The sequence below is a fragment of the Nocardia sp. KT25-26 genome, assembly GCF_056627695.1.
This window is the reverse complement of record NZ_CM152813.1, coordinates 3,975,652-4,001,286: the sequence shown is the minus strand read 5'-3', so window position 1 is coordinate 4,001,286 and position 25,635 is coordinate 3,975,652. Positions and strand designations below refer to the sequence as shown.

Genomic DNA, 25,635 nt, shown 5'->3' with positions numbered 1-25,635 from the left:
CGCGCGGTGGGGCGCGGGGGAGGAATCGAAGATGCCATTCGTCGGTGCCGGACCGGTGGTCCGCCAGGACGACGCGGAGTTCTGGCGGCTGGCCCAGCCGCTGGTGTACCAGGGGGCCACCGAGGAGTTCACGGTGCCGGAAGGATTCCGCACCGACTTCGCCTCGGTGCCCAGTGCACTCATCTGGCTCATTCCGCGGTACGGAATCTATACCCGAGCCGCGATTCTGCACGACCATCTGTTGCGCAGCGGGGCGGTCACCCCGGCGGACGCCGACGGGATCTTCCGCCGCAGCATGCGCGAACTGGGCGTCTCCGGGACCCGTCGATGGCTGATGTGGGCTGCGGTGCGGCTGGGCACCCGCTGGGCGGGGATCAGCCCCGGATTTCTGCTCCGCTGGCTGGCGATCGCCGTACCGGCGGTGCTGTTCCTGGCGGTCCCGGTCGTCGTGGTGCTGTTCTTCCAGATGCTGTTCTGGCTGGTCGAAATCCTGTTCTGGGGAGTGGGCCGGGTGCTGCGGATGCGGTCGAGTCCGGTGCCGCGCCCGCATCTCAGGATGGAGTGAGCCGCCCCCGCTCGATCCGCAGGAGTCCGGTGACCGTGCCCTGCCAGAGCCGGCCCGCCGCGGTCACCAGCCCGGCCGTCTGCAGCGTATCGGCGGCCAGGGTGGCGGCGATCGGCCGCCGGGTGCGCAGCTCGCCGGTATCGGGATCGACGACGCCGTAGGCGAAACCGTCCAGCGGGGTGGTGTGGTCGGCGCCGAGCCGCACGACGGTGTAGATCATGCCGTCGGCGCGGGACAGTTGCGGAACCGCCGCACTGCGGACGCCGTTGTCCCATACGACACGGCAGCCGTCCGGTTCGACGTCCACCCGGGTCATTCCGCCGGTGAACGGTGCGGTGGCGGGCACGGCCGGTCCGGCATCGTCGGGCACCGCCGGATAGGGATAGCCGTAGGTGCTCGCCACGAAGACCGATCGGCCGATGGCGATGGGCGAATTCTCGCTGCCCGGGCCGCCGCTGCCGAGAACCGGTTCGCGGCAGACGCGTTCGCCGGTGCCGGAACGGAAGACGAGCAGGTTCACCCGGTCGGCGGCATTGTCGACGATCGTCAGGTACTCGGCACCGTTGCCGGGACCGAAGTAGGTCGGCGTGGAGCCGGTACCCCAGCTGAGCTGTCCCGGTTTGCGGGCCGGTCCGCGATCGTAGACCGCCCGCCAGATCGGCCGGGGCGCGCCCGTGGCGTCGGCGCGGAACTCGTACAGGGCGTGCGTCGAGGCCACCGATACGGTGGCCGGGGACGCGGCGATGGTGTTGGCGATCCGTTCGCCTTCGGGCAAGCCGAGGGTGGCAACGGCGCCGTCCGGTGTCACCGTACCCACGAGTCCGGCCCCCGTGGCGAACCAGACGTTTCCGGTGTGGTCCGGAACCAGCCCGGTCACGGCGTCGTCGTCCGGAACGGCCGCCGACAGGTCGGTAGTCGACACGACCTCCAGTCGCCGCCCGCCGGTCTCGTCCACCGGGTGTGCGATGCGCAGCAACCGGCGGTCCCCGTCCACGACCACGAGCCGGTCCGCCTGATCGAGGTAGGCGTAGACCCCACCGAGCAGGCTGCCTCGAGCCAGTGGCAGGGACGCCAGGACTGCATGCGGACCGGTCCGGTCCGGATCGAGCAGGTAGACGGTCGGGGTGCGGCCGGCGATCGCAGTGCACACCGCGAGGACCAGCCCGTCGGCGGCCTGCAGGACGGTGGGGCAGGCGGCCGGCAGGGGCACCGCGGACACCTGTACCGGCCCGCTGCCCGGGCCCGCCAGCGGAGTCGTATCCGAGGAAGCGGCATCCCCGTGCATCGCCGCGGTGCCGTCCGGCCCCAGGAACGGGTTCGGTGCCGCGGGCGGGCCCCAGGCCGGGGCCGCAGTCGCGGGCGCCGGGCCGGCCAGCAGCGCAGCCGCAAGGAGCGGTAGGGCGAATCGGGCACCGGTGCCGGGAACGCGCATGGCGGGCACCATACTGCAACAGGTTCCAGCGGTGGGTGAAAAACCGTTCGCCCGCCGGTGCTTCCGGCCGTTACCGTGGCTCGGTCACCGACCCGGGGAGGGATTCCATGCGCCGCCGACAGCCGAAACCACCGGAGACGCCGGCCGAGCGTCCGGAGCTCGCCGCCTGGCGCCGCCGCCACGAGTTGCGGCGGTCGAATGCTGCCGTCCCGGTGCGCAGCGGCCGCGACTATCGGCGCCGCCCGAAACACCGGGATCGGTTCGTGGAACGCTGATCCGGAGCCGGTTCGCCTACTGCCAGGTGGCCTGATCGGGTACCAGGGACCGGAAGATCACGTAGAAGAAGTGTCCGGGAGTCAGCTCGTTCATCGGATGCCAGCTGCCCCAGGGATCGCGCTGAAAGAAGGACGGCCCGCCGATTCCGTCGTCGTAACAGGCGATGTCCGAGGTGCCGAACGGACTCCAGTACACGTTCGTCCCCGGCCGGGGTGCCTCCAGCGGGGTGCGGAACAGGTGGTTGCACGGTGTGAGTACCGGGTCGTAGTACGTGGGCCGGGCGGCTGCACCCGGCGCGAACCCGGCGAGTGCCGCCAGCGTGACGGCAGCGGCGGCGAAACCACGGCGGAACACGGAATGCATTCGGTACCTCCTCGGCGGAGCTGAACGGCTTCCCCTTCCGGGTGTGACGATGCCCGTCCGGCCGCCGGTACGCAACACCTGCCACATCCGATGATCCCGGCGGCGCCCGGTGGCTCAGCCGGGGGGACGCAGGGCGGCGAATTCGTCGGTGACGCGCAGCCCGGAATCGGTGAACCGGTACAGGGCGGCGGGGCGGCCGCCGGTGCGGCCGGGTGCGGCGGTGTCGCCGGTCGGGGTGATCACCCGCCGCCGAGTCAGTACGCGTTGCAGGTTCGTCGTGTCGACCTCGTAGCCCAGTGCGGCGCAATAGATGGCCCGCAGGGTGGACATGGTGAAGGTGTCCGGGGCCAGCGCGAAGGCGATGTTGGTGTAGGAGAGTTTCGCGGCCAGCCGGGTGCGGGCGTGGTCGACGACGGTGCGGTGATCGAACGACATCTCCGGCAGTGCCGATACCGGATGCCAGGTGGTGTCCGACGGCAGCTCCGGTTCGGTGGTCAGTGGCACCAGGCCGAGATAGGCGGAGGCGATCCGGCGGGGTCCGGGCACGCGATCCGGGGCGCTGAACACCGACAGCTGCTCCAGGTGGGCGAGTTCGCGGACATCGACCTTCTCGGCCAGCTGGCGGCGGGCCGAAGTGTCGAGGTCCTCGTCGTCGCGCAGCCGGCCACCCGGTAGCGACCAGGTGCCCTCCTGGGGTGGCAGGGCCCGCTGCCACAGCAGTACGGCCAGTTCCCGCCGGCGATGGGAGCCCCGGCCGCCCGGTCTTTGTCCGGCGGCGGCGTCATCACCTGCGGAAACGTCGGCGGGGAAGCGGCGAACCTGGAACACCGCGGTGAGCGATTCGTGGATGGTGATACTATGGGGCACGTTTTCGATCATAAGTCGAAAACCAGGTTTGGTGCGAATCGGTGGAGTGGCCGGCTCGCATGAGGAAGGAGCCATCATGGCGACGACGAGCGCACAGCCGCTGTCCGAACAGGTCTACGACGGGCCGGGCGGTTACTTCGGCGTCGAGGCGACACCGGAATGGGCGCAGGAAGTGCGCCGGCTGGCCGAGCTGCGTAATGCCACGATCCTGGCGCACAACTACCAGCTGCCCGAGATCCAGGACGTTGCCGATCACGTCGGGGATTCCCTGGCGCTGTCCCGCATCGCTGCGGAGGCGCCCGAGGACACCATCGTGTTCTGCGGGGTGCACTTCATGGCCGAAACGGCCAAGATCCTCAGCCCGGCCAAGACGGTGCTCATCCCGGATCAGCGCGCGGGCTGCTCGCTCGCGGACTCGATCTCGGCCGCCGAGCTGCAGGCATGGAAGGACGAGCACCCGGAGGCGCTGGTCGTGTCGTACGTCAACACCACCGCCGAGGTGAAGGCGCTCACCGACATCTGCTGCACCTCCTCCAACGCCGTGGACGTGGTCGCCTCCATCGACCCCGATCGCGAGGTGCTCTTCCTGCCCGACCAGTTCCTCGGCGCCCACGTCAAGCGGGTCACCGGCCGGGAGAACATGCACGTCTGGGCCGGTGAATGCCATGTGCACGCCGGAATCAACGGTGATGAACTCACCGAGCAGGCGCGCTCGCACCCGGATGCCGAGCTGTTCGTGCACCCCGAATGCGGCTGTGCCACCTCGGCGCTGTATCTCGCGGGCGAGGGCGCGTTCCCGGCCGACCGGGTGCACATCCTGTCCACCGGCGGCATGATCGACGCCGCCAAGGCGGCCAAGTCCACCGAGGTCCTGGTGGCGACCGAGGTCGGCATGCTGCACCAGCTGCGCAAGGCCGCGCCGGGCGTGGACTTCCAGGCGGTCAACGACCGGGCGTCCTGCAAGTACATGAAGATGATCACTCCGGCCGCCCTGCTGCGCTGTCTGGCCGAGGGCGCCGACGAAGTACATGTGGACCCCGAGATGGCGGCGGCGGGCCGGGCATCGGTGCAGCGGATGATCGAGATCGGTAACCCCGGCGGCGGGGAATGACCGGACTACGCCGGACCCGCGTGCCGGCGTACCCGCAGGGCCCGGTACCGGAAGCAGTCCTGGTCGGCGGGTTCGGCGTCGAACGTGACATGCTCACCGGCGGCCGGCATCCGGAAGCCGGTGCCCTCGATCTCGCTGTAGTGCACCCAGGCCCGGTGCCCGTCCGGCAGGTCCGGGGAGTCGAGCGCGCCCCAGCCCTCGTCCGGCCGGAAGAAAGCGACGGTTCCGTTCACCGGCCGAGTATGGCAGCCGTGATCGGCAGCCGGCGATGACCGACACGGTGCCGGTCGGCTGGGAGGCGGCGGCCGACCTGGTCGTCGTCGGTGGTGGGGTCGCCGGCCTGACCGCGGCGCGGACCGCAGCGCAGCTCGGTCTGCGGGTGCTCACGCTCAGCAAGGGCGGACCGGCCGATACCGCCACCCAGTACGCCCAGGGCGGGATCGCCGTGGTGGCGCCGCACGGTGACTCGGTGGATTCGCATCTGCAGGACACCGTGATGGCCGGTGCCGGCCTGTGCGATCCGGGCGCGGTGCATTCCATCGTCGCGGGCGGGCAGGAAGCCGTCTCGGCGCTCACCGGACTCGGTGCGGTGTTCGATCGTGGCCGGGACGGGCAGATCGCCCGCACTCGTGAAGGCGGGCACAGTATCCGGCGGATCATCCACGCCGGCGGCGATGCCACCGGCGCCGAGGTGCAGCGCGCCTTGCAGGCGGCCGGGCTGCCCGTGCTGTTCGGCACGGCGGTCTGCCGGGTGGTCACCGGGCCCACCGGAGTCCAGGGGGTCATTGCGGTCTCCGAGCGCGGGTTCGGTGTCGTCCATGCGCCGGCGGTGCTGCTCGCCACCGGCGGGCTCGGACAGCTCTACGCGCTGAGTACCAATCCGCCCGGGGCGACGGCGGATGGCGTTGCGGTGGCCTTGTGGGCCGGTGCCGAGGTGGCGGACCTGGAGTTCGTCCAGTTCCACCCGACCGTGTTGCACACACCCGGCGGTCTGGGCCGGCGGCCGCTGATCAGTGAAGCGGTCCGCGGCGAGGGTGCCGTCCTGGTCGACCGGGACGGCCGCTCGATCACCGCCGGAGTGCATCCGCGTGGTGACCTCGCGCCGCGTGATGTCGTCTCGCGGGCCATCGCCCTGCGGATGCGCGAATCCGGCACCGATCACGTGTATCTCGATGCCCGAGCGGTCGACGGGTTCGCCCGCCGGTTCCCGACCATCACCGCCTCCTGCCGGATCGCCGGTATCGATCCGGTCCGCGAGCTGATCCCGGTCGCGCCTGCCGCGCACTACCAGTGCGGCGGTGTGGTGACCGACCCACACGGGCGCACTGCGGTTCCCGGGCTGTATGCGGCCGGTGAGGTCGCCCGAACCGGTCTGCACGGTGCCAACCGGCTGGCATCCAACAGCCTGCTGGAAGGGTTGGTCGTGGGGGAGCGGGCCGGTGTCGCCGCTGCCGAACGGCAGGCCGTGCGCGCCCGGGTCGCGGCGGCCGAACTGCCGATTCGCCCGATCGCCGACCGCGCCCTCGTTCAGCAGTTGCTGACCGAGCACGCGTCGGTGGTGCGTGACGGCGCCGGACTCGCCTCGGCGCTGCGCCGCCTGCAGGCCGGCACGAGTCCGGCGGCAGCCGGTGTACCCGTGCAGCGGCCGGTCACCGGACCACGACCGGAGTCCGCCGGATACCGGGTGCACGGCGGGGAACCGCGGCAACTCGGGGACGGCGACCCGAGCGGTGCCGTTGCGGCATCCGCCGCCGATCGGTGCAGCGGCGGATCGGGAAGTTCGGCGGCGGAGCGGATTCGGCGGATCGAGGACGCCGCGATCACGGCGACTGCCCGGGTACTGCTCACCGCCGCGGCCTCGCGCACCGAGAGCCGTGGCTGTCATACGCGGGCCGACCACCCGGATGCGGACCCGGGACAGCAATACAGCCGGACCCTCCGGTTGATCGATGGCCGGCCGGTGCCTGCCGAGATGCCCGAGCCCGGGACGGTCGCCCGGCTGCCGTGACCCGGAACCTGCAGTACCCGGTCGCGCCCACTATCGTGCCTGAACAAGACCCGTAGCCGCCGAGTAGCGGAGCCGGGACCCGGCCGCGGTGCCGCCGCGCCGGCAAGTCGAAAAGCGCGGGTGCAGGAGTACGCCCCGCGAATCCGGTGTGTCCGTGCGGACCGGAGTTGGAAGTACTGCGTGCACGAGGCACGCAGTGAACGAGGAGAACGTTTGATGGCCCTGGATTCCGTGCTGGACCGTGACGAGGCGCTGGCGCTCATCCGTACCGCGCTCGTCGAGGATCTGCGGTTCGGACCCGACATCACCACGCTGGCGACCGTGCCCCCGGCCGCGGTGGGCCGGGCCGCGGTGGTATCCCGGCAGGCCGGCACCGTCGCCGGAATCGACGTCGGCCTGCTGGCCCTCGACGAGGTGCTGGGCAGCAACGGTTACCAGGTCACCGCGCGCGTCGACGACGGCACCCGGGTGACGCCCGGGACCGTGGTTCTCGACATCGTGGCCCCCACCCGAGGGCTGCTCACCGCCGAGCGGACCATGCTCAACCTGATGTGCCACCTGTCCGGTATCGCGACGGCCACCGCGGCCTGGGTGGATGCCGTATCCGGCACCGAATGCCGGATCCGGGACAGCCGCAAGACGCTGCCCGGCCTGCGGGCCCTGCAGAAATACGCGGTACGGGCCGGCGGCGGGGTCAACCACCGGATGGGGCTCGGTGACGAGGCCCTCATCAAGGACAATCACGTCGTCGCCGCCGGTTCGGTGGCGGCGGCACTGCGGGCCGTGCGCGAATACGCGCCCGGCATCACCTGCGAGGTGGAAGTCGACAGCCTCGAACAGCTCGACGCGGTGCTCGCCGAACAGGCCGATCTGGTGCTCCTGGACAACTTCCCGCTCTGGCAGACCCAGGCCGCGGTGCAGCGGCGCGACGCGAAATCGCCCGCCACGAAACTCGAATCCTCCGGCGGCCTGACCCTCGACGTCGCAGCCGACTACGCCCGCACCGGCGTCGACTACCTCGCGGTCGGTGCGCTCACCCATTCGGTGCAGGTGCTCGACCTGGGGCTGGACATGTAGACCGGAATCAAGAGGTGAGCTCCCGCTCCAGCGGCGTGCGGAATCGCGGTACGGCGCGGACGTCGCCGTACCAGGCGGCGAGCCGCGCGACCTCGGCGTCGATCAGCTCGCGGGAGGCGGCGCCGACATCCTCGAGCAGCCGGGTGACGATTTCACCGTCCGGGCGCTGGGCCCAGCCGCCCACGATCCGGCCGTCCACCCAGATACTCGGGCCGATATTGCCGTTCCGGTCGAACAGCCTGGGCGCATGCTCGCCGAGAAACCAGTCGCGGGACTGCCAGCCCATCGGGGTCGGGTCCAGCGCGGGTAGCAGCGCCGCCCACGGTTCGGGGTCCGGCACCGGGTCCAGGTCGTCGGCGAGAACCACCCCGGTCCCGGAGTCGAGTTCGACTTCGGCCACCGGCAGACGGGCCAGGGTCTTGCGGACCTCACCGAGCGTCCAACCGGTCCACCATTTGAGATCACCGATCGGTGCCGGTCCGAAGGCATACAGCCACTGCCGGACAATGTCGTCGCGGGCTGCCTCGGCGGGCATCGAGACGAGCTCGTCCGGCAGCCAGGATTGCATGGGCACCCAGGTGTATCGGCTGCTCGCCCAGCTACCGTCGGGTCGGCCGCGGGCGATCCGGCCCTCCGCGCCGAGTATGGTCAGCACCCAGGTGGTGATGTTGGTGGGCCGGGAATACGCCTTACCGGGCGCCGTGTCCACCTGGGTCCGCAACAGCGGCACCGCCTTGCTCAACTGGGCGCCGGTGGCGGCACCGCGCGCCAGCAGCGCCGCGTGGGTGCGCTCTTCGACGTCGGCCAGCCAGGCCCGGATATCGCCGTCGCCGATGCCGGCCTGTTCCAGGAACCTGCCGTAGGTGCGGCGCTGCTTGTCGGCCAGCGCATCGGCGCACGATGCCTGCAGAGCCGGTACCAGATCCACCGGTGCGACGAACATCGTCCGTCGCATCGCCAGCATCCGAAGCAGCGTCCGGTCCCGGTACAGCGCCCGCTCGACAGCACCGGCATCCAGGCCGATGCTGCGCGCGGCCACCGAGAGGAACACGGTCGCCGGATCGGTCGCGTGCAACACGACCATCGACCGGGCGATTTCGGTGGGGTCGGTGCCCCGGGCGGCCGGGGCGAGCCGATGCCGGGACGCCAGCCGTGCCCGCCGCTGCGCGCTGTCGATCGAACGCATATGCGAATCCTAGCGGAGCGACCCGAAACGATTGCGATGATCGCGGCGCACCGGTCCCGTCGGTGACCGGCACCGCGGCCGTGGACCGGGCGGCGGCCGCGGTCGAGCGGGCCGGTGGGACGGTTCACGCGCCGCCCGCTGCGGTGTCCTGGGGCTACTCGGCCATTTGTGCCGATCCTGACGGCCACCTGTGGCAGATCGTGGCGGACCCGGTCGGGATCACGGACCGATCCGAGCTGACCCGGCGCGGATCACGGGCTGCAGGAACAAGATCGGTGGCAGCGGAGTTGGATACCGCAGGACCCGACGGAAGTGAGGATCGATGTCTACTCGGCAGATGGCTCCGGTCCAGGGCTGGCAGTCCGATGCGCTGGATCTGGAGGCGTACCTGACCCGGATCGGGTATGTCGGGCCGCGCGCGGCGACCGTTGCGGTGCTGAGGGAGCTGGTGCGGCGGCACACCACCACGATCCCGTTCGAGAACCTGGAGGTGGTGCTCGGGCGCGGGGTGCCGCTGGACCTGGAGGTGTTGCAGGACAAACTGATCCGGCGTCGCCGGGGCGGCTACTGCTACGAGAACGTCGGGTTGTTCGCCGCGGCCCTGGAACGGCTGGGATTCGGCGTGACCGGGCTCAGCGGCCGGGTGACCATGGGTGCCTACCGCGCGGGCAAACTGCTGCCGGCCACCCATGCGCTGCTGCGCGTCACCACCGGCGACGACGACCGGGTGTGGATCTGCGATGTCGGCTTCGGCGCCGGCCCGGCCGAACCGTTCCAGCTCGCCGCCGGGCGCGGGGAACTCACCCTGGGTGGCTGGCGGTTCCGGCTGGAACGCACCACAGGGGCGCTCGGCTCCGATATCTGGGTGCTGCATCAGTTCGCCCGGCAGGGCTGGCTCGACCGGTACACCTTCACCCTGGAACCGCAGTACCAAATCGACTACGCCGTCGGCAACCATTTCGTGTCCACCTCGCCGCGCTCGCCGTTCACCTCCCGGCCGTTCGTGCAGCGGTTCACCGGTCCGGCGCACCACATCCTCGACGACCTCACCCTGATCACCGAGTACCCGGACGGTTCCGCCGAGACCCGGGAGATCACGGCGGATGCCCTGCCGGAGGTGCTGACCACGGTATTCGATATCGAACTGGAATCCGCGGACGCCGCCGAGCTGGTCACCCTGCCCTGGCGGTGAACCGGTGCCGGGCCGTCCGCGCAACCCCGGGGCGGCGCCCCGGCGGTCCCGCCCGTATGCTGCGGTGGTGTCGATGACGCAGATCACGGGCCGGCGGGCGAGCTATCTGCCCGCTGCTGCACCGGGAGTCCCCTCCGCCCGCTACACTCGTCGGCGGACCGTGTAAATGGTCAATACGCGGGATGTCACAATTTCGAGAAGGTTCGGAGTAGGCGCCATCGATACCGGTCAGATGATCGCGGAGCATTACCGCCTGGTCGAACGTATTGGTAGCGGCGGCACAGGCGTGGTTTGGCGTGCGATCGACGAGCGCCTGCAGCGGTCGGTGGCCGTCAAGCAGATCCACATCAAACCCAGCCTCCCCGAAGGCGAACGCGACGTGCTGCGCCAGCGGGCGATCCGGGAGGCCCGGAACGCCGCTCGTTTCCAGCATCCGAACGCGATCGTGGTCTTCGACATCACCGAGCACAACGGCGACCCGTGCCTGGTGATGGAGTACCTGGAGTCCCGCAGCCTGGCCGCCGAGCTGGGCCACAACGGTCCGCTGCCGGTGAACGATGTGGTCCGGATCGGTGAACAGGTGGCGTCCGCGCTGATCGCCGCGCACCGCGCCGGCCTGGTCCATCGCGATGTGAAGCCGGGCAACGTGCTCCTGGGTGAGCACGGCGAGGTCAAGATCACCGACTTCGGGATCTCCCGCGCCACCGGCGACGTGACCCTCACCGAGACCGGCCTGATCTGCGGCACTGCCGCCTACCTGGCCCCCGAGGTGGCCCGCGGTGCCGATCCGACGCCCGCTGCGGATGTCTTCGCGCTCGGGGCGACCCTGTTCCATGCGCTGGAGGGCGAGCCGCCCTACGGCGCCAACGCCAACCCGCTCGCCGTGCTGTACGCCGCGGCGAACGGACAGATCCGCACGCCGCGCAACGCCGGACCGGCGACCGATTTCCTGATCGAGCTGCTCAACCCGGAGCCGGAGGATCGGCCGAGCATGTCGGAGGCCCGTGCCCGGCTGGCCGCCTTCGCCGATGCCGACGCGATGCCCGCCGGATTCGTGCCGGCCCACGAGGCCGTGGAACGCCGCAATGCCGCCGGATCCACCGAGGTGATCCGCCGTTCACCGGCCCGGCCGGCCGCCCACCCGGAAACCGCTCCGGCCCCCCGGCCGCCCGTACCGCATCGCCCGGCTCCCGCACATCCGCCGACCACTGCGCATCCGGCCACCGCGGCCCATCCCGCGACGGCCGCGCACCGTGCCCCGTCCCGGTCCGGGGCGTCGGGCAAGCGCCGGGCGATCCTGATCGGTTCCGGTGTCGGCGCTGCGGCGGCGGTGGTGGCGCTATCGATCAGCGCCATGACCAACAGCGGATCCGAGAATCCGGATATCCAGGCCGCCACCCCGACCACGGTGCAGGTCACCGACGGGTCGACCAGCACCGCCGCCACCCCGGCGACGCTGGGCCAGGCAGAGAGCACCGGCACCGTCGACTGGGGCGCCGCGGGGCAGCTGCTGGCCGATTTCTACAGCAACCCGGCCGGCTCGTGGTCGTCGCTCACCCCCGCCGCGCAACAGGTGTACGGCAGTGAGTCCGCGTTTCGGGACTACTGGAGCGAGCACCAGGTGCTCGCCTTCGCCAACATCCAGGCCTCCAACGGGAACAATCCCGACGGTTCGGTGGATATGCAGATCTACAGCATCACCATCGGCGACCGCACCAAGGGCCTGACGCTGCGGGTCGTGGACAGCGGCGGCCGGTTGCTGATCGACGGCGACACGCGCTGACGACGCTGCCGATCAGCAGGACGGCACCCGTTTCGTGCCCCACTGGGCCAGCAGCCGCAGGGACACTTCCGAAGGCGAACCGGCTGCGGCAGTCTGGGCGATGAGCGCCTGATCCGGGTCGTCGGGCAGGCGGAGGGTCTCGAAGGCGAGTTCGAGCGGGCCGACCACCGGATGCCGGTAGCGGTAGCGGCCGTGGGTCTTGTCTCGTAGTTCGTGGCGATCCCAGAGCGGGCGGAACTCCGGAGCCGCATCGGCGAGTTCGGTGAGCAGTCCGGTCAGCCGCGGGTCCCCGGGGTGGCGGGAGAGGTCCAGGCGCAGGTAGGCGACGACGTCGGCGGCCTTACCCGGCCAGTCCGCGAACAGCGCCCGCATCCCCTCGTCGAGGAAGACCAGCCGGGCCAGATTCCGCTCGGCCGGGGCGAGGGCGCCGAAATCGGTGAGCAGGGCCGCAGCGAGATCGTTCCAGGCCAGGACATCGGTGGCCCGGCCCACGACGTAGGCGGGCACATCGGGCGTCGAATCCAGCAGCCGCCGCAGCCCCGGGCGCACCTGCTGCGCGGCCGGGATCTCCGGCCCCGCCCACGGGCGGGCCAGCCGATGCAGATGCTCCCGTTCCAGCGGATCCAGTCGTAATGCCTGGGCCACCGCGTCCAGGACGGATTCGGAGAACTGCAACGTCCGGCCCTGCTCCAGCCGGATGTAGTGGTCGACGCTGACCCCGGCGACCAGCGCCAGCTCCTCCCGGCGCAGTCCCGGCACCCGGCGCCGGCTGCCCCCGCTGGGCAACCCCACTTCCTCGGGCCGAAGCCGGGCGCGGCGGGATCGGAGGAATTCGGCCAGTTCGACACGTCGATTCGGGCGCACCGGTCCAGTATCGCTGTGGCGGTCCCGATACGGGTGGTCATGCGCTGACCAGGAACGACCAGCACTGCCGGGTCGCGGCTCCGCGGCGCAGAGTCGGTTCCGCGCCGGAACGGTTCCGGTGCAGTGCGAGAGGAGACGCCGTGAACAGCGCGCGTCCGCTGGGCTCGACCGGGATGGACCTCACCCCGCTCGGGCTCGGCACCTGGGTCATCGCCGGTGCCGGGTGGCAGTACTCCTGGGGGCACACCGACGACGCCGAGTCGGTGGCCGCCGTCCGGCATGCCGTGGCCGGTGGCCTGAACTGGATCGATACCGCCCCGGCGTACGGCCTGGGGCATGCCGAGGAACTCGTCGGCACCGCACTCGCGGACCTCCCGGCCGCCGACCGCCCGTACCTGTTCAGCAAGACCGGCCTGATCTGGGCGGACGGCGACGACCGCAGCGGTCCACCGCGCCGGATCATGCGGCCGGAGACGGTGCGCGCCGAGTTGGAGGATTCGCTGCGCCGGTTGCGTGTCGACCATCTCGACCTGTATCAGGTGCACTGGCCGGACACCGGCGCGGTGTTCGTCTACGGCGCGGATGCGGCCCCGTCCGAGTCGGCCACCCCGCTGGCCGAGTACTGGCAGGTGATGGCCGACCTGAAGAAGGAGGGCAAGGTACGAGCCATCGGGCTGTCCAACCACGACGTGGCCGCGCTCGACGAAGCGGAGGCGATCGCCCATGTCGACGCGATCCAGCCGCCGTTCTCGCTGATCAATCGGTCGGCTGCCGCGCAGATCGCCTGGGCAGCCGAGCACGAGACGGGCGTCATCGCCTATTCGCCGCTCCAGTCCGGGTTGTTGACCGGGGCCTTCACCGCCGACCGGGCCGCCTCGCTGTCCGACGGCGATTGGCGCGCGACCCATCCCGACTTCACCACCGGCCTGGTTGCGAACCTGGCGCTCGTCGATGCGTTGCGGCCGGTCGCCGAGCGGCGCGGCGGCACGGTGGCCGAGGTGGCGCTGGCCTGGGTCACCGGCTGGCCCGGTGTCACCGGGGCGATCGCCGGAGCCCGCACCCCGGCACAGATCGACGGATGGATCGGCGGGCTCGCCCTCGACCTCACCGACGAGGACCGTGCCGATATCGCCACCGCCCTGACCGAGACCGGTGCCGGCACCGGACCCATCCGCCCCTGACCGGTGGACGACCCTCGAGGAGAACAGATGACGCTGCACGTGGTGGCCGAATTCCGGGCGGCGCCCGGCCGGGAGGATCGGCTGCGCACCGCGCTGGAGGCAATGATCGAGCCGTCGCTGGCCGAGGCGGGGTGTCTCGCCTACCGTCCGTATGCCGACCCGAATGACCCCGCGTCGATGGTGCTGGTGGAGGAGTGGACCGGCGGTGCCGCCCTGGACGAGCACTTCGGCACCGAGTACTTCCGGCGGGTGCGGGACGTGCTCGACGAGGTACTGGCCGAGCCTATGGTGGTGAAACGCCTGGTGGCCGAGTAGTCCGCCGGTGTGCCGGTGCTGGGGCGCCCTCGGGGCGGTACCCCGGTCGCCGTGCCGCCCGGTGGCACCGGCCGCGCGGATTCGCCGGTCGAGGGGATCTGCCCGGAAACTGCTGGACGCGGACCGATAGGCTGGTAGTGCAGGCGGGCCGGTCCGGCGCGCCGCGGTGAAACCGATCAGCACAGACAGGACTGCACACCGATATGACCAGTCGCCTCGAGCTCGCCCGCGTCGATCTGCGCGGTCGTACTCCTTCCGCTGCCGAGCTGCGCACCGCGCTGCCGCGCGGGGGAGTCGACGTCGACTCGGTGCTGCATCAGGTCCGGCCGGTGGTGGAGGCGGTGGCGGAACGCGGTGCCGAGGCCGCCCTCGAGTACGGTGAACGGTTCGACAAGGTGCGCCCGACCACCGTCCGGGTGCCGGTCGCGGAGCTGGATCGCGCCCTCACCGACCTGGACCCGGCCGTGCGGTCCGCCCTGGAGGTGGCGATCGAGCGCACCCGGAAGGTGCACGCCGATCAGCGGCGCACCGATACCGTCACCGAGGTCGTTCCGGGCGGTACCGTCACCGAGAAGTGGGTGCCCGTCGAACGGGTCGGCCTGTACGTGCCCGGCGGTAACGCCGTCTACCCGTCCAGCGTCGTCATGAACGTGGTGCCCGCGCAGGCGGCCGGGGTCGAATCCCTGGTGGTGACCTCCCCGCCGCAGGAACAGTTCGGCGGGCTGCCGCACCCGACGGTGCTGGCCGCGGCGAAACTGCTCGGCGTGGACGAGGTGTGGGCGGTCGGCGGTGCCCAGGCGGTGGCACTGCTGTCCTACGGCGGTACCGACACCGACGCGGCACCGCTCGCACCGGTGGACATGATCACCGGGCCCGGCAACATCTACGTCACCGCCGCCAAACGGCTGTGCCGCGGCCTGGTCGGCATCGATGCCGAGGCGGGCCCGACCGAGATCGCCATCCTGGCCGACGCCACCGCCGACCCGGTGCATGTGGCCGCCGACCTGATCAGCCAGGCCGAGCACGATGTGCTCGCCGCCAGCGTGCTGGTCACCGACAGTGCCGAACTGGCTGATGCGGTCGATACCGCGCTCACCCGGCAGCTCGCCGTCGTGAAGCACGACGAACGGGTCCGCACCGCGCTGACCGGGAAGCAGTCCGGGACGGTACTGGTCGACGACCTCACCCAGGGCCTGCGGGTGGTCGATGCCTACGCCGCCGAACACCTGGAGATCCAGACCGCCGACGCCGCCGCCGTGGCGGCCCGGGTGCGCAGCGCCGGCGCCATCTTCGTCGGCCCGTACGCCCCGGTCAGCCTCGGTGACTACTGCGCCGGTTCCAACCACGTACTGCCGACGGCCGGCTGTGCCCGGCACTCGTCCGGGCTGAGCGTGCAGACCTTCCTGCGCGGCATCCACATCGTCGAATACAGCGAAGCGGCGCTGAAGGATGTCTCCGGGCATGTGGTGGCGCTCGCCGATGCCGAGGACCTGCCTGCACACGGGCAGGCCGTCCGCGCACGGTTCGAGGCACTGTCGTGACCGCCGCGTCGGATACGCTGCCCGGCGCCGGCGCCACCCTGGCCGATCTGCCGTTGCGGGAGAACCTGCGCGGCAAATCTCCATACGGCGCCCCGCAGCTGAGTGTGCCCGTGCAACTCAACACCAACGAGAATCCGCACCCGCCGACCCGGGCGCTGGTCGACGATGTCGCCGAGGCGGTCCGGGCGGCCGCCGCCGATCTGCACCGGTATCCGGACCGGGACGCGGTCGCCCTGCGTACCGACCTGGCCGACTACCTGACCCGGGAGACCGGGGTGGCCGTCGGCACCGCGAATCTGTGGGCGGCCAACGGCTCCAACGAGATCCTGCAGCAGCTGCTGCAGGCGTTCGGCGGGCCGGGCCGGACCGCGCTGGGGTTCGTGCCCTCGTATTCGATGCATCCGATCATCTCCGAGGGCATCGACACCGAATGGATCGAGGCGAAACGCAGCGCCGACTTCTCCCTGGACATCGACCACGCCGTCGCGGCGATCCGGGAACGCCGGCCCGATGTGGTGTTCGTGACCAGCCCGAACAACCCCACCGGGCACAGCATCCCGGCGGCCGATCTGGCCCGGCTGCTCGAAGCTGCGCCCGGCATCGTGGTGGTGGACGAGGCCTACGGTGAATTCTCGGCCGCACCCAGCGCGGTCGGGCTGATCGATCGGTTCCCGGCCAAACTCGTGGTGAGCCGCACGATGAGCAAGGCCTTCGCCTTCGCCGGGGGCCGACTGGGCTACCTGGTCGCCGCCCCCGCGGTCATCGATGCCCTGCTGCTGGTCCGGTTGCCGTACCACCTGTCGGTGGTCACCCAGGCGGCCGCCCGGGCGGCGCTGCGGCACGCCGACGAGACGCTCGGCAGCGTGGCAGCGCTGGTGGCGCAGCGGCACCGGGTCATCGCGGAACTGACCGAGCTGGGGTTCGACGTCGTACCCAGCGACGCCAACTTCGTACTGTTCGGCCGGTTCGCCGAGGCGCCGCGGGCCTGGCAGCACTATCTCGATCGGGGCGTGCTGATCCGGGACGTCGGAATCCCCGGCCACCTGCGCGCCACCATCGGCCTGGCCGCCGAGAACGACGAGTTCCTGCGGGTGAGCCGGGAGATCGCGGCCACCGAACTCGTATCCCACTGACACTTCGCCAGCCCACCGAATCCGCCTGTGGAGGAACAATGACCGGGAGAACTGCGCGGGTGGAGCGCGCCACCAAGGAATCGAATATCCTCGTCGAGCTGAATCTCGACGGCAGCGGCAGAACCGATATCAGCACCGGTGTGCCGTTCTACGATCACATGCTCACCGCGCTCGGCGCGCACGGCGGGTTCGACCTCACCGTGCGGGCCGAGGGCGATATCGAGATCGAGGCCCACCACACCGTGGAGGACACCGCGATCGTCTTCGGTCAGGCACTGGGGAAGGCCCTCGGCGACAAGGCGGGCATCCGCCGCTTCGGTGATGCCTACATCCCGATGGACGAAACCCTCGCGCACGCGGTCGTCGACGTCTCCGGTCGCCCCTACTGTGTATTCACCGGGGAGCCGGATCACCTGGTGCACACGGTGATTCCGAGCGCCGGGCCGGGTGCCTCGTATTCGACGGTGCTGAACAAACACGTATTCGAATCGATCGCGCAGAACGCCCGGATCGCCTTGCATGTGCGGGTGCTGTACGGCCGCGACCAGCACCACATCACCGAGGCCGAGTTCAAGGCGGTGGCCCGGGCCCTGCGCGCCGCCGTCGAGATCGACCCGCGCACCAGTGGTGTGCCGTCCACGAAAGGTGTGCTGTGAGCGCGAAGAAGGTCGTCCTGCTGGACTACGGCTCCGGCAACCTGCACTCCGCGGAGCGGGCCCTGGTCCGGGCCGGCGCCGAGGTGGAGGTCACCGCCGACCCGCAGGCCGCGCTGGCCGCCGACGGCCTCGTCGTGCCCGGTGTCGGCGCCTTCGCCGCCTGCATGGCCGGGCTGCGTGCCGTCCGCGGTGAGCGGATCATCGGCCAGCGGCTGGCCGGGGGTCGCCCGGTCCTCGGCATCTGCGTGGGCATGCAGATCATGTTCGACCGCGGCGTCGAGTTCGACGTCGAAACCGAGGGCTGCGGGGAGTGGCCCGGCACCGTCGCCCGCCTGCAGGCCCCGGTGCTGCCACATATGGGCTGGAACACCGTCGCCGCCCCCGCCGACAGTGTCCTGTTCGCCGGCATGTCCCCGGACACCCGCTTCTACTTCGTGCACACCTACGCTGCCCAGGAGTGGCAGCTGCCCGACAACGAGCACATCGCCCCCGCGAAACTCACCTGGTCCGAGCACGGTTCGAAATTTCTCGCGGCCGTCGAGAACGGGGCATTGTCGGCCACTCAGTTCCACCCGGAGAAGTCCGGGGATGCGGGGGCCGAGTTGCTGCGCAACTGGATCGGGGTGCTGTAGCGCCCTGTCGTCGGGTCGGGGATCGCATCAGGTAATGACGGCTATATCTCGACTATCGAGATTTCGGGTCCACACAGCATCGTCAGATCCTCGGGGTCCGACGTCAATACGGTCACCGGTCGGTCGGCAGACCGGGCAACAGCGGCGAGGGTCGCGTCGATGGCGTACTTGTGGCCGTTGAGGCCGTGGCTGCGCAGTAGTGCTGCCGCAGCATCACTGACATCGCGGGTGATGTCGTGCATGTCCAAGCGGGACAGCGCCCAGCGCACCCGTGCAACGGGGACTTTGCCGTACTCGGCTTCCAGCCGGGTCATGGCGGTTGTCGCGACGCGCATGCCCTCGTGGCGGGCCGCCTTCACGAACGTGAGGATTCGGCGGTCGTCCGAGTACAGTTTCGACAGCCCCTCGCAGTCCAGGAGCAGTGTTCCGCCCATCAGGCAGCAGCCCCGCCAGAGCCTCGCTTCTGATGGCGCAGGATTGCGGCGGCATCGTCGACCTCTTGCTGGGTAATGGGGTCGTGGTCGCGCTCATAGCTGTCGACCAGCGCGTCCAGTTTCTCCATCGCAACACGCTGTTCGAGCGCCTCGGTCACATAGGCCGAGAACGCTCCCGGGCCGACATGGGCCCGGATGGCTTCGGCCAACGCCTCCGGAATGCTGATCGAGTACTTCTTGGTGTCACCCATGACTTAATGCTACCACCGGTAGTATTACCCGGGTCGGGTTCCTGGGCCCACCGGTAGCTCCCACAACCATGCCTGCAAGTCGTCGACCGTTCCGCCGTGGTCGGCGTAGAGCAGCAGCCGGTTCCGGTCCTTGCCGGGCGGTGCGGACACGATCCGGGGTTCGGCGACGTAGTACGACGTTCCCCAGCCCGACGAGCCACCGGCGACGTACTCGACCCGGAACCAGTCGGCATCGAGGCCGATTGCGGTGGATTCCCGGTCGGCCCGCGACGCATAGGCGAGGATGGCGTACCTCGGCCGGTCCGTTCCGGGGCGGGGGACGCACAGCCAGCCACCGGTCCAATTACCGAGATCGAGGCCACGGAAGGTCTGTCCGGGCGCGGCATGGGTGCATTGCGCGCCCTGGTACCCCGATCCGCCGGCGGTGGCGGGGATCAGGGTGGGGAAGGCGCTTCGGATCAATTCGTGCGGGGTGGGTGACAGGTGACGGTAGAGCAGATAGCCACCGGTTCCGGCGGTGGTGACCAGCACGATCAGGATCAGCCAGGCGGCGGACCGGAACCGGCGCCGTTTCGATTTCCACTTGCCGGATTTGTGCGGCTGCTGTGGCCGGACGGTCTCGGGCAGTGGCTTCGTCTGCGGTGGTTGCGTCCGGTGCCGCGTGGGACCGGACGACTGCCCGGGCGCGGCGCCGCCCGCCTTCGTCAGGTTCACCGCCGGGTCCGGCGTCCCCGCGCTCGGTCCGTGGCCGGGTCCGCCGCGTGCCGCGGGCTGTGGTGCGGCCTCGGTGCCGGATGTGACATCCGGTCCGGGTGCAGTGACCGGCAGGCTCACCGATGCCGAGGCCCCGGGCCCTCGGCCGGTCGGCGGGCGAGCATCCGGATGCTTCGGCTGCCGCGGTGCTGCGTCGGCACCGGTGGATCGGCCCACGCCGGAGCCCGCGCTCGGTGCGCCGGGGCGGACCTGCAGCGCGGCGTGGGCGGGCGCCGGATCGGTCCGGGCGAGCCGGTCGCTCCGCGCCCGTTCCCCGGCATCGTTCACGTTCCCGCCGACGGTGTGGTCGACCGCTCCCATCCGCGGTGAACCTGCCGGCCGGGCAGTGGCCGAATCGGTCGGTGCCGGGGTGGCCGCGGCTTCCGGGGCAGACCGGAACGGCTGTACCGCACCTGTGCCGCGACCGGTCTGCGGTGCCCGGCGCGACGTCGGTTCGGAGCGACCGCGCCGGGCACCCGCCGATGTCTCGTCCGCCCGCGGTGGCGGTCCCGAGCGCTTCGGGCCGGTGAACGCGCGGCAACTGCCGGGCTCGCCGAGGCCGCCGGCCCGAGCGCCACCCCGTTCCGTGTTCGGCGCACCGCGTCGCGCAGCGCCCATTGCCGGCGATGGCCGGTCGGCGGCCGCGGCCTGTGATGGCCGCTCGGCAACCGCCGGGCCGGGTGTCGGTACATCCGCTGCCGGGGCCACCGACATCGGCGGTAGCCGCACCGAGAACGGTCCGGGCCTGGGCTGTGCCGCGGAAGGTGGTGGTTCCGTCCCGGTATCGGAACCCGGGGACGGTGTTGCCCGTGGAACCGGCGCAGCAGCCGGGGCGGGTGGCACCGCATCGGTTGGGGTCCGGGGCGGGGTCGCCGGGACCGGTAGGTGCTGTTCCGGACCGGCCGGGGCGCGCTCGGACTCGCGGTGTCCGACAGCGGCCGGGCCGGCCTGACCCGACGCCCTCCGCTCGGGTGCGGTCGACCGCGGGGTGCCCGGATGCGGTGCATCCGGCGCCGACCGGAATCCCGTGGGGTGACCCTGTCGTTCCGCGGGGCCCGATCGGGGTGTCTTGCCGGGAGCCCCGGGCCGGGTGCCGTCCGGTGCCGAGCGGTCTCGCGTCGGCGAAGGAACGTCGGGTTCCGGGCGTCGGGGCGTTCGCGTGACATCGGGGCCGCCGGATACGGAGGGCAGAGCGGCAGCAGAACTGCCGAGGCGGGCGGAACCGCCGAGGTTCGTGCCCGGCGCGCGGGTGCTGCCGGACGGGTGCCGGATCGCCTGCGAGGGGCGGGTCGGGGAATCCCCGTCCGGGGAGGCGGGGGTCTGGGCCGGCTGCGGCCGGGTGGGGTCGGTCCCGGTGAGGGCGGCGACCGCGGCATTCGCGAATTCGGTGCAGGTGGGGAAGCGTTCGGCGGGGTCCTTGGCGAGCGCGCGAAGGACGATATCGTCCAGGGCGGCGGGCAGATCGTTGCGGGTCTCGGTGATCCGCGGTGGCGGCGCGTCCAGATGGCCACGGACCACTGCGCCCGGGCTGTCGGCGGCGAACGGGGTGGTGCCGGTCAGCATCCGGAACATGGTGCAGGCCAGGGAGTACTGGTCGGATCGGGCGTCGGTACCGGTGCCGCCGAGCCGTTCCGGTGCGGCGTAGGCGAGCGTGGCGGCGACGGTCCCGGTCCGGGTGATCTGTGCCGAACCGTCGCGCAGCCAGGCGATTCCGAAATCGGTGAGCAGCGCCCGCTCCGGCTCGTCCGGTTCGGCGGCGATGAGGATATTGGCCGGTTTCACATCGCGGTGCAGAATGCCGCGCCGATGAGCGAAGTCCAGTGCCCGGGCGATATCGGTGATGATTCGCCCGATCCGTTCCGGCGCGGCGGTGTCCGGGTCGAGACCGGCCGCATCCGCACCGCGGACGTACTGCATCGAGATCCACAGCCGGTGCTTTTCGAACCCGCGATCGAAAACCGTCACGATGTTCGGATGGTCCAGCCGGGCGGTGACCGCGGCTTCCCGCTCGAACCGGGCCCGGGATACCTCGTCGGCGAAACCGTCCGGGTCCAGCACCTTCAGCGCGGTGAGGCGCGGCAGCCGCGGGTGCCGGGCGAGGTACACCGACCCCATACCGCCGCGGCCCAGCAGCCGTTCGATGCGGTGCCCAGCGAACACCGCTCCGGACTCGAGCATGATCACCCCCGGGCGTACCGCATCCCGGTGGATGCCGGACGCGCACCGTACGCGCCGGGACCACCGTACCCCGGTACGCAGTGACACGTATTCGTCGTATGCGCAATGTAATCGGTGCAACCGATCGGGGACAGCCGGTCGATGGTGCCGCCGCCCGGGTGCGCTACCCCAGCACCCGGACGGCAGGCTTCTATTCGGCGGGGGCCGGTGCGGCCTCCGCCGTGGTCGTCACGGTCGGTGTCGGGGTGACCGTCGACGCCGGGGTGGGATCCGTGCCGGATTCCGGGGTCTCCGTCTCGGTCGGCTCCGGTACGGCGCTCGACGACGACGTGGCCGGTTCGGATTCCGGTGCCGTGGTGGCCGGTTCGGATTCGGATGTCGTCGTGGCCGCCGGAGTGCCCGGGGTGGTGGACGGCGTGGCGGTCTCGGTTGCCGATTCCGCCGCGGCATCGGATTCGGTCGTCGTCGACGGCGTCGCAGAGGTTTCGGTGGTCGCCGAGGTGGCCGACTCCGACGTGGTCGACGCCGAGGTGGTGGCCGGGGCGGTGCTCGTCGCCGCGGGCTCCGAATCGTCCTCCCACTTCTCCTGGGCCGGCCGGGTCTGCTCCTCGACCACCGTCGCCAGGGTGGCGACATCGGATTCGTCGGGGGCCGTGGTGGTGTCGACCGGCTCACCCGCCTGAGCCTGCTTCGCCAGGTGGGTGAGCCATGCGGCAGCGTATTCGGCGGAGGTCAGCGGCTTGCCGTCCTCGGGTGCGGCGTCGCGCCAGTAGTCGAAATGGTGGCCGCTGGCGTTCGGGCCGAGCGTCAGGTTGTACGGGTCGCTCATGATCACCGGAATGGTGTTCTGGTTGGTCACGATCAGGCCCACGACCTCGTTGAACAGTTTCTGCGGCAGATAGGCCAGCCCGGAGAGCTCCTCGGCAGCGACGGTGTCGGCCGGTTCGGTTTCCGGTGGCGTCTCCGGCGGTCCGTCGTACGACGGGCTCGACACCCGCAGCAGCACCTCCAGGAACGTCTCGTCGCTCGCCATCCAGTTCGGCTGCGCCGAGATATCGGCCAGCGCGGCCAATCCGACATTCGCCAGCGTGACCGCGACGTCCTGGCCGGTCGCCGGGGTGAGTCCCTCCGCTTCGAGCGCATCGACATTCAGCTGCCGGCCGACATTGGCGGCCAGTTGCAGCAGCGAGATGTTCTCCGGCGCCGCGCAGGTCAGATCGCCCTCGTTGCAGAACGAGGCGACCTTGCCGTCCAGGGCGCCGAACCCGCCACTGGTGTCGGTGGATACGCCGCGCCCGGACACCGGTGTGCGGCCGTCCTGATAGGCCTGATCGAAATTGTCCGGGTTGCTGAACGGGTCGTCGGCGCCGATGAACGTGCCGTCACCGGCCGAACGGCCCGGGTCGGCGAGAATCACCACACCGACCACTTGGTCGGGATTCACCGTCTCGTAACTGCCGTCCGCGGCGGGTTCCTGGTGTCCCACTTCCTGCGCGACCCGCCGCACCACATCGGAGCCCTCGCTGTAGCCGACGATCGCGAAGCGGGTGTCCGGGCAGGCGGCCGAGATCTCGCGCATCACCTGCTGGGTGTTGGCCACCCCGGCATTCACCGCGTCCTCGTAGGAGGCCATGTTCGCGGGGTAGGCGATGTACACCGCGGCGTAGGAATCCGGATCGACGGCGCCGTCCGGTGCGTTCACCACCGGGTCCACCCATTCGCTGCTGTAGTCGTCCGACAGTGCCGCGGGCAGTTCGTTGCCGTTCGCGTCCAGCAGCAGTTTCGTCGTCGCCGCATCGGGTGTGTCGCGCCGTCCGGCGACCGAGATGGTCACCATGTCGTGGCATTCGGTGACCGAGGTGGTCAACCGGGTTTCCTCGGTGCGCGGTCCTGACACCAGGCCGAACGAGGCGGCGACCACCGCGGTGGTTCCGAGGACTGCCAATGCACCCGCGGCGGCGGCAATTCGATGCCGCGCCACGAACTCGCCTAGAGCCATGTCCAGATTCCGTTTCTGTCGACGACCGGACTCGGCAGGCCCCCCGACGGGCCGTGCGCCACCCGGAACGTCGCGGCGGAGGTGGCCTGCGTTACGGCGCCCCGGTCCCGGCAGGTTGCCCGCGGTATACCGCCCGGCGTCGGCGGGGCGTGGTGCAGCTCGCACCGGCGGCGCCCGGAGTCGGCCGGATCCGGGCGGCCGACTACCCTGGTCGGAGTGAGTCTTGTGCTGTTGCCCGCGGTCGATGTCGCGAACGGAGAGGCCGTGCGCCTCGTGCAGGGTGAGGCCGGTAGCGAAACCGGTTACGGATCGCCCCGCGATGCCGCACTCGCCTGGCAGGAGGCCGGCGCCGAGTGGGTGCATCTGGTCGACCTGGACGCGGCGTTCGGCCGGGGCTCGAACCGGGACCTGCTGGCCGGGGTGATCGGGGAACTCGACGTGCAGGTGGAGCTGTCCGGCGGAATCCGCGACGACGACTCGTTGAAAGCCGCCCTGGCCACCGGATGCGCGCGGGTGAATCTCGGCACCGCCGCCATCGAGAACCCACAGTGGTGCGCGCGGGCCATCGCCGAATACGGCGACCGGATCGCGGTCGGCCTGGATGTGCGGCTCACCGACGGTGAGTACCGGCTGCGCGGCCGCGGCTGGGTGAGCGACGGCGGCGACCTGTGGGAGGTGCTGGAACGTCTGGAACGCGACGGCTGCTCCCGCTACGTGGTCACCGACATCACCAAGGACGGCACGCTCACCGGGCCCAACCTCGACCTGCTGAGCGAGGTGGCGAATGCCACCGAAGCCCCGGTGGTCGCCTCCGGTGGGATCTCCGCACTCGACGATCTGGTCGCGATCGCCGGGCTGGTACCGGAGGGCGTGGAGGGTGCCATCATCGGCAAGGCCCTGTACGCGGGCCGGTTCACCCTGCCCGAAGCGCTCGACGCGGTCCGCTGAGGCATTCGGTGACTGCGCTCGCCCGCCCCGATGACCTGACCGGCCTGCTCGATATCGCGAGCGGGGTGCTCGATGCGACCGTTCCCCGCTTCGTCGAAGGTGTCGGTGCGCCCAGTGCGGTCGCCAAGGGCAGCAACGATTTCGCCACCGAACTCGATCTGGAGCTGGAACGGTTCGTCTCCGCGGAGCTGGAGCGGCGCACCGGGATCGAAGTACACGGCGAGGAGTTCGGCGGCCCCGAGCTGAGCAGTGGCACGGCCTGGGTGCTCGATCCGATCGACGGCACCTTCAACTATTCCGCGGGGCATCCGCTGTCCGGCACTCTGCTGGCGCTGGTCCGGGACGGCGCACCGGTGCTCGGCCTGACCTGGCTGCCGCTGCTGAACCGGAGGTACGCGGCCGTCGCCGACGGGCCGCTGCTGTGCAACGGGGAACCGCTGCCGCCGCTGCCGAAGGGGCGGCTCGCCGACGCCATGATCGGCTTCGGTGCGTTCAACCTGGACTCGGCCGGCCGGATCCCGGGACAGTTCCGGTTCGACCTGCTCGGTGCCTTGAGCCGGTTGTCCTCCCGGGTGCGCATGCACGGCGCCACCGGGATCGACCTGGCCTATACCGCGGCGGGCGTGCTGGGCGGGGCGATCGTGTTCGGACATCATCCGTGGGACAACGCCGCCGGGGTGGCGCTGGTGCGGGCCGCAGGCGGGGTCGTCACCGACTTGGCCGGCGAGCCGTGGACGATCACCTCCGGTTCGGTGCTGGCCGCGGCGCCCGGTGTACACGAGGAACTGCTCGACATGATCGGCACGGTCGCGCGGTGACCGCGCCCGGCCCACTCGGCGACCCGGGCGGCGCCGGGATGGACGAGACCAGCGAGGAACGAGGACGAAGCA

26 protein-coding genes are annotated in these 25,635 nt (G+C 70.9%); 16 read left to right on the top strand and 10 right to left on the bottom strand.

Annotated elements, in window-relative coordinates:
• Positions 1–31: 31 nt before the first annotated feature.
• A complete protein-coding gene (locus AC1HFH_RS18285; protein WP_480244006.1) occupies positions 32–565 on the top strand; it encodes a DUF1353 domain-containing protein in 534 nt (177 codons plus the stop codon).
• Here AC1HFH_RS18285 and AC1HFH_RS18280 read toward each other — a convergent pair.
• Positions 552–1,997, bottom strand: a complete 1,446-nt coding sequence (locus tag AC1HFH_RS18280) for an SMP-30/gluconolactonase/LRE family protein (RefSeq protein ID WP_480244005.1) — start codon at positions 1,995–1,997, stop codon at positions 552–554. The two genes, AC1HFH_RS18285 and AC1HFH_RS18280, sit on opposite strands and share 14 nt — an antisense overlap.
• Positions 1,998–2,104: 107 nt before the next feature.
• Between AC1HFH_RS18280 and AC1HFH_RS18275 the strand changes: the two genes are divergently transcribed.
• Positions 2,105–2,272 (top strand): hypothetical protein, encoded by a 168-nt coding sequence (locus AC1HFH_RS18275; protein WP_480244004.1) that lies wholly within the window; start codon positions 2,105–2,107, stop codon positions 2,270–2,272.
• 16 nt (positions 2,273–2,288) lie between these two features.
• On the opposite strand, the gene AC1HFH_RS18270 is transcribed toward AC1HFH_RS18275, so the two are convergent.
• Positions 2,289–2,636 carry a hypothetical protein gene (locus AC1HFH_RS18270; RefSeq protein WP_480244003.1) on the bottom strand — a complete coding sequence of 116 codons (348 nt, stop codon included), beginning with the start codon at positions 2,634–2,636 and terminating at the stop codon, positions 2,289–2,291.
• A gap of 114 nt (positions 2,637–2,750) precedes the next feature.
• Positions 2,751–3,503 (bottom strand): NUDIX hydrolase, encoded by a 753-nt coding sequence (locus AC1HFH_RS18265; RefSeq protein ID WP_480244002.1) that lies wholly within the window; start codon positions 3,501–3,503, stop codon positions 2,751–2,753.
• Positions 3,504–3,579: 76 nt separating this feature from the next.
• On the opposite strand from AC1HFH_RS18265, the gene nadA reads away from it, so the two are divergent.
• The gene (nadA, locus tag AC1HFH_RS18260; protein ID WP_480244001.1) at positions 3,580–4,614 is read left to right on the top strand and encodes a quinolinate synthase NadA; all 1,035 of its coding nucleotides are present in this window, start codon (positions 3,580–3,582) and stop codon (positions 4,612–4,614) included.
• Positions 4,615–4,619: 5 nt separating this feature from the next.
• Here the strand turns inward: nadA and AC1HFH_RS18255 are convergent, their stop codons facing one another.
• Positions 4,620–4,847, bottom strand: a complete 228-nt coding sequence (locus AC1HFH_RS18255) for a cold-shock protein (RefSeq protein WP_480244000.1) — start codon at positions 4,845–4,847, stop codon at positions 4,620–4,622.
• A 35-nt stretch (positions 4,848–4,882) separates the two neighbouring features.
• Here AC1HFH_RS18255 and AC1HFH_RS18250 point away from each other — a divergent pair, with 35 nt between their 5' ends.
• Positions 4,883–6,622, top strand: coding sequence for an L-aspartate oxidase (locus tag AC1HFH_RS18250; RefSeq protein ID WP_480243999.1), 1,740 nt, complete (start codon positions 4,883–4,885; stop codon positions 6,620–6,622).
• A gap of 216 nt (positions 6,623–6,838) precedes the next feature.
• A complete protein-coding gene (gene nadC, locus AC1HFH_RS18245; protein ID WP_480243998.1) occupies positions 6,839–7,699 on the top strand; it encodes a carboxylating nicotinate-nucleotide diphosphorylase in 861 nt (286 codons plus the stop codon).
• A gap of 7 nt (positions 7,700–7,706) precedes the next feature.
• On the opposite strand, the gene AC1HFH_RS18240 is transcribed toward nadC, so the two are convergent.
• Complete coding sequence (locus tag AC1HFH_RS18240) at positions 7,707–8,885, bottom strand: winged helix DNA-binding domain-containing protein (RefSeq protein WP_480243997.1); 1,179 nt, start codon at positions 8,883–8,885, stop codon at positions 7,707–7,709.
• Between AC1HFH_RS18240 and AC1HFH_RS18235 the strand changes: the two genes are divergently transcribed.
• From AC1HFH_RS18235 to AC1HFH_RS18225, 3 genes are all read left to right on the top strand, one after another.
• A complete protein-coding gene (locus AC1HFH_RS18235; protein WP_480243996.1) occupies positions 8,852–9,277 on the top strand; it encodes a VOC family protein in 426 nt (141 codons plus the stop codon). The genes AC1HFH_RS18240 and AC1HFH_RS18235 overlap by 34 nt on opposite strands.
• Entirely contained in the window at positions 9,208–10,077 is an 870-nt protein-coding gene (locus AC1HFH_RS18230) for an arylamine N-acetyltransferase family protein (protein WP_480243995.1), read from the top strand. The genes AC1HFH_RS18235 and AC1HFH_RS18230 overlap by 70 nt, the downstream gene beginning before the upstream one ends.
• 286 nt (positions 10,078–10,363) lie before the next feature.
• Positions 10,364–11,860: a serine/threonine-protein kinase gene (locus AC1HFH_RS18225; RefSeq protein WP_480243994.1), complete on the top strand. Its 1,497-nt coding sequence runs from the start codon at positions 10,364–10,366 to the stop codon at positions 11,858–11,860.
• A gap of 12 nt (positions 11,861–11,872) precedes the next feature.
• On the opposite strand, the gene AC1HFH_RS18220 is transcribed toward AC1HFH_RS18225, so the two are convergent.
• Positions 11,873–12,724, bottom strand: a complete 852-nt coding sequence (locus tag AC1HFH_RS18220) for a helix-turn-helix transcriptional regulator (protein WP_480243993.1) — start codon at positions 12,722–12,724, stop codon at positions 11,873–11,875.
• A gap of 140 nt (positions 12,725–12,864) precedes the next feature.
• Here AC1HFH_RS18220 and AC1HFH_RS18215 point away from each other — a divergent pair, with 140 nt between their 5' ends.
• From AC1HFH_RS18215 to hisH, 6 genes are all read left to right on the top strand, one after another.
• Entirely contained in the window at positions 12,865–13,905 is a 1,041-nt protein-coding gene (locus AC1HFH_RS18215; RefSeq protein WP_480243992.1) for an aldo/keto reductase, read from the top strand.
• A 27-nt stretch (positions 13,906–13,932) separates the two neighbouring features.
• Positions 13,933–14,220: a putative quinol monooxygenase gene (locus tag AC1HFH_RS18210; protein WP_480243991.1), complete on the top strand. Its 288-nt coding sequence runs from the start codon at positions 13,933–13,935 to the stop codon at positions 14,218–14,220.
• A gap of 203 nt (positions 14,221–14,423) precedes the next feature.
• Positions 14,424–15,761, top strand: coding sequence for a histidinol dehydrogenase (gene hisD, locus AC1HFH_RS18205; protein ID WP_480243990.1), 1,338 nt, complete (start codon positions 14,424–14,426; stop codon positions 15,759–15,761).
• Positions 15,758–16,894, top strand: coding sequence for a histidinol-phosphate transaminase (locus AC1HFH_RS18200; RefSeq protein ID WP_480243989.1), 1,137 nt, complete (start codon positions 15,758–15,760; stop codon positions 16,892–16,894). The genes hisD and AC1HFH_RS18200 overlap by 4 nt, the downstream gene beginning before the upstream one ends.
• A 38-nt stretch (positions 16,895–16,932) precedes the next feature.
• Positions 16,933–17,550, top strand: a complete 618-nt coding sequence (gene hisB, locus AC1HFH_RS18195; RefSeq protein WP_480243988.1) for an imidazoleglycerol-phosphate dehydratase HisB — start codon at positions 16,933–16,935, stop codon at positions 17,548–17,550.
• Entirely contained in the window at positions 17,547–18,182 is a 636-nt protein-coding gene (gene hisH, locus AC1HFH_RS18190) for an imidazole glycerol phosphate synthase subunit HisH (RefSeq protein WP_480243987.1), read from the top strand. Before hisB ends, hisH begins: the two co-directional genes overlap by 4 nt.
• Positions 18,183–18,223: 41 nt before the next feature.
• Here the strand turns inward: hisH and AC1HFH_RS18185 are convergent, their stop codons facing one another.
• From AC1HFH_RS18185 to AC1HFH_RS18170, 4 genes are all read right to left on the bottom strand, one after another.
• Positions 18,224–18,616, bottom strand: a complete 393-nt coding sequence (locus tag AC1HFH_RS18185) for a DNA-binding protein (RefSeq protein ID WP_480243986.1) — start codon at positions 18,614–18,616, stop codon at positions 18,224–18,226.
• A complete protein-coding gene (locus tag AC1HFH_RS18180) occupies positions 18,616–18,867 on the bottom strand; it encodes a hypothetical protein (protein WP_480243985.1) in 252 nt (83 codons plus the stop codon). The genes AC1HFH_RS18185 and AC1HFH_RS18180 overlap by 1 nt, the downstream gene beginning before the upstream one ends.
• Positions 18,868–18,891: 24 nt before the next feature.
• Positions 18,892–21,798, bottom strand: a complete 2,907-nt coding sequence (locus AC1HFH_RS18175) for a serine/threonine-protein kinase (protein WP_480243984.1) — start codon at positions 21,796–21,798, stop codon at positions 18,892–18,894.
• Between the two features lie 190 nt (positions 21,799–21,988).
• Positions 21,989–23,797, bottom strand: a complete 1,809-nt coding sequence (locus tag AC1HFH_RS18170; protein WP_480243983.1) for a cutinase family protein — start codon at positions 23,795–23,797, stop codon at positions 21,989–21,991.
• Positions 23,798–24,013: 216 nt separating this feature from the next.
• Here AC1HFH_RS18170 and priA point away from each other — a divergent pair, with 216 nt between their 5' ends.
• Together priA and AC1HFH_RS18160 are read left to right on the top strand one after the other, a co-directional pair.
• On the top strand, positions 24,014–24,745 hold the full coding sequence (gene priA / locus AC1HFH_RS18165) for a bifunctional 1-(5-phosphoribosyl)-5-((5-phosphoribosylamino)methylideneamino)imidazole-4-carboxamide isomerase/phosphoribosylanthranilate isomerase PriA (RefSeq protein ID WP_480243982.1): 732 nt from the start codon (positions 24,014–24,016) through the stop codon (positions 24,743–24,745).
• A gap of 8 nt (positions 24,746–24,753) precedes the next feature.
• The gene (locus AC1HFH_RS18160) at positions 24,754–25,563 is read left to right on the top strand and encodes an inositol monophosphatase family protein (RefSeq protein ID WP_480243981.1); all 810 of its coding nucleotides are present in this window, start codon (positions 24,754–24,756) and stop codon (positions 25,561–25,563) included.
• Positions 25,564–25,635: the final 72 nt, after the last annotated feature.

Bases quoted from the DNA above. Each gene is read 5' to 3' on its own strand.
- AC1HFH_RS18210 (WP_480243991.1), top strand. From the start codon at position 13,933: ATGACGCTGCACGTGGTGGCCGAATTCCGGGCGGCGCCCGGCCGGGAG.
- AC1HFH_RS18250 (WP_480243999.1), top strand. From the start codon at position 4,883: ATGACCGACACGGTGCCGGTCGGCTGGGAGGCGGCGGCCGACCTGGTC.
- nadC (WP_480243998.1), top strand. From the start codon at position 6,839: ATGGCCCTGGATTCCGTGCTGGACCGTGACGAGGCGCTGGCGCTCATC.
- hisB (WP_480243988.1), top strand. From the start codon at position 16,933: ATGACCGGGAGAACTGCGCGGGTGGAGCGCGCCACCAAGGAATCGAAT.
- AC1HFH_RS18275 (WP_480244004.1), top strand. From the start codon at position 2,105: ATGCGCCGCCGACAGCCGAAACCACCGGAGACGCCGGCCGAGCGTCCG.
- AC1HFH_RS18285 (WP_480244006.1), top strand. From the start codon at position 32: ATGCCATTCGTCGGTGCCGGACCGGTGGTCCGCCAGGACGACGCGGAG.
- hisD (WP_480243990.1), top strand. From the start codon at position 14,424: ATGACCAGTCGCCTCGAGCTCGCCCGCGTCGATCTGCGCGGTCGTACT.
- AC1HFH_RS18230 (WP_480243995.1), top strand. From the start codon at position 9,208: ATGTCTACTCGGCAGATGGCTCCGGTCCAGGGCTGGCAGTCCGATGCG.
- AC1HFH_RS18175 (WP_480243984.1), bottom strand. From the start codon at position 21,798: ATGCTCGAGTCCGGAGCGGTGTTCGCTGGGCACCGCATCGAACGGCTG.
- AC1HFH_RS18170 (WP_480243983.1), bottom strand. From the start codon at position 23,797: ATGGCTCTAGGCGAGTTCGTGGCGCGGCATCGAATTGCCGCCGCCGCG.
- AC1HFH_RS18240 (WP_480243997.1), bottom strand. From the start codon at position 8,885: ATGCGTTCGATCGACAGCGCGCAGCGGCGGGCACGGCTGGCGTCCCGG.
- AC1HFH_RS18185 (WP_480243986.1), bottom strand. From the start codon at position 18,616: ATGGGCGGAACACTGCTCCTGGACTGCGAGGGGCTGTCGAAACTGTAC.
- AC1HFH_RS18280 (WP_480244005.1), bottom strand. From the start codon at position 1,997: ATGCGCGTTCCCGGCACCGGTGCCCGATTCGCCCTACCGCTCCTTGCG.
- AC1HFH_RS18270 (WP_480244003.1), bottom strand. From the start codon at position 2,636: ATGCATTCCGTGTTCCGCCGTGGTTTCGCCGCCGCTGCCGTCACGCTG.
- AC1HFH_RS18180 (WP_480243985.1), bottom strand. From the start codon at position 18,867: ATGGGTGACACCAAGAAGTACTCGATCAGCATTCCGGAGGCGTTGGCC.
- nadA (WP_480244001.1), top strand. From the start codon at position 3,580: ATGGCGACGACGAGCGCACAGCCGCTGTCCGAACAGGTCTACGACGGG.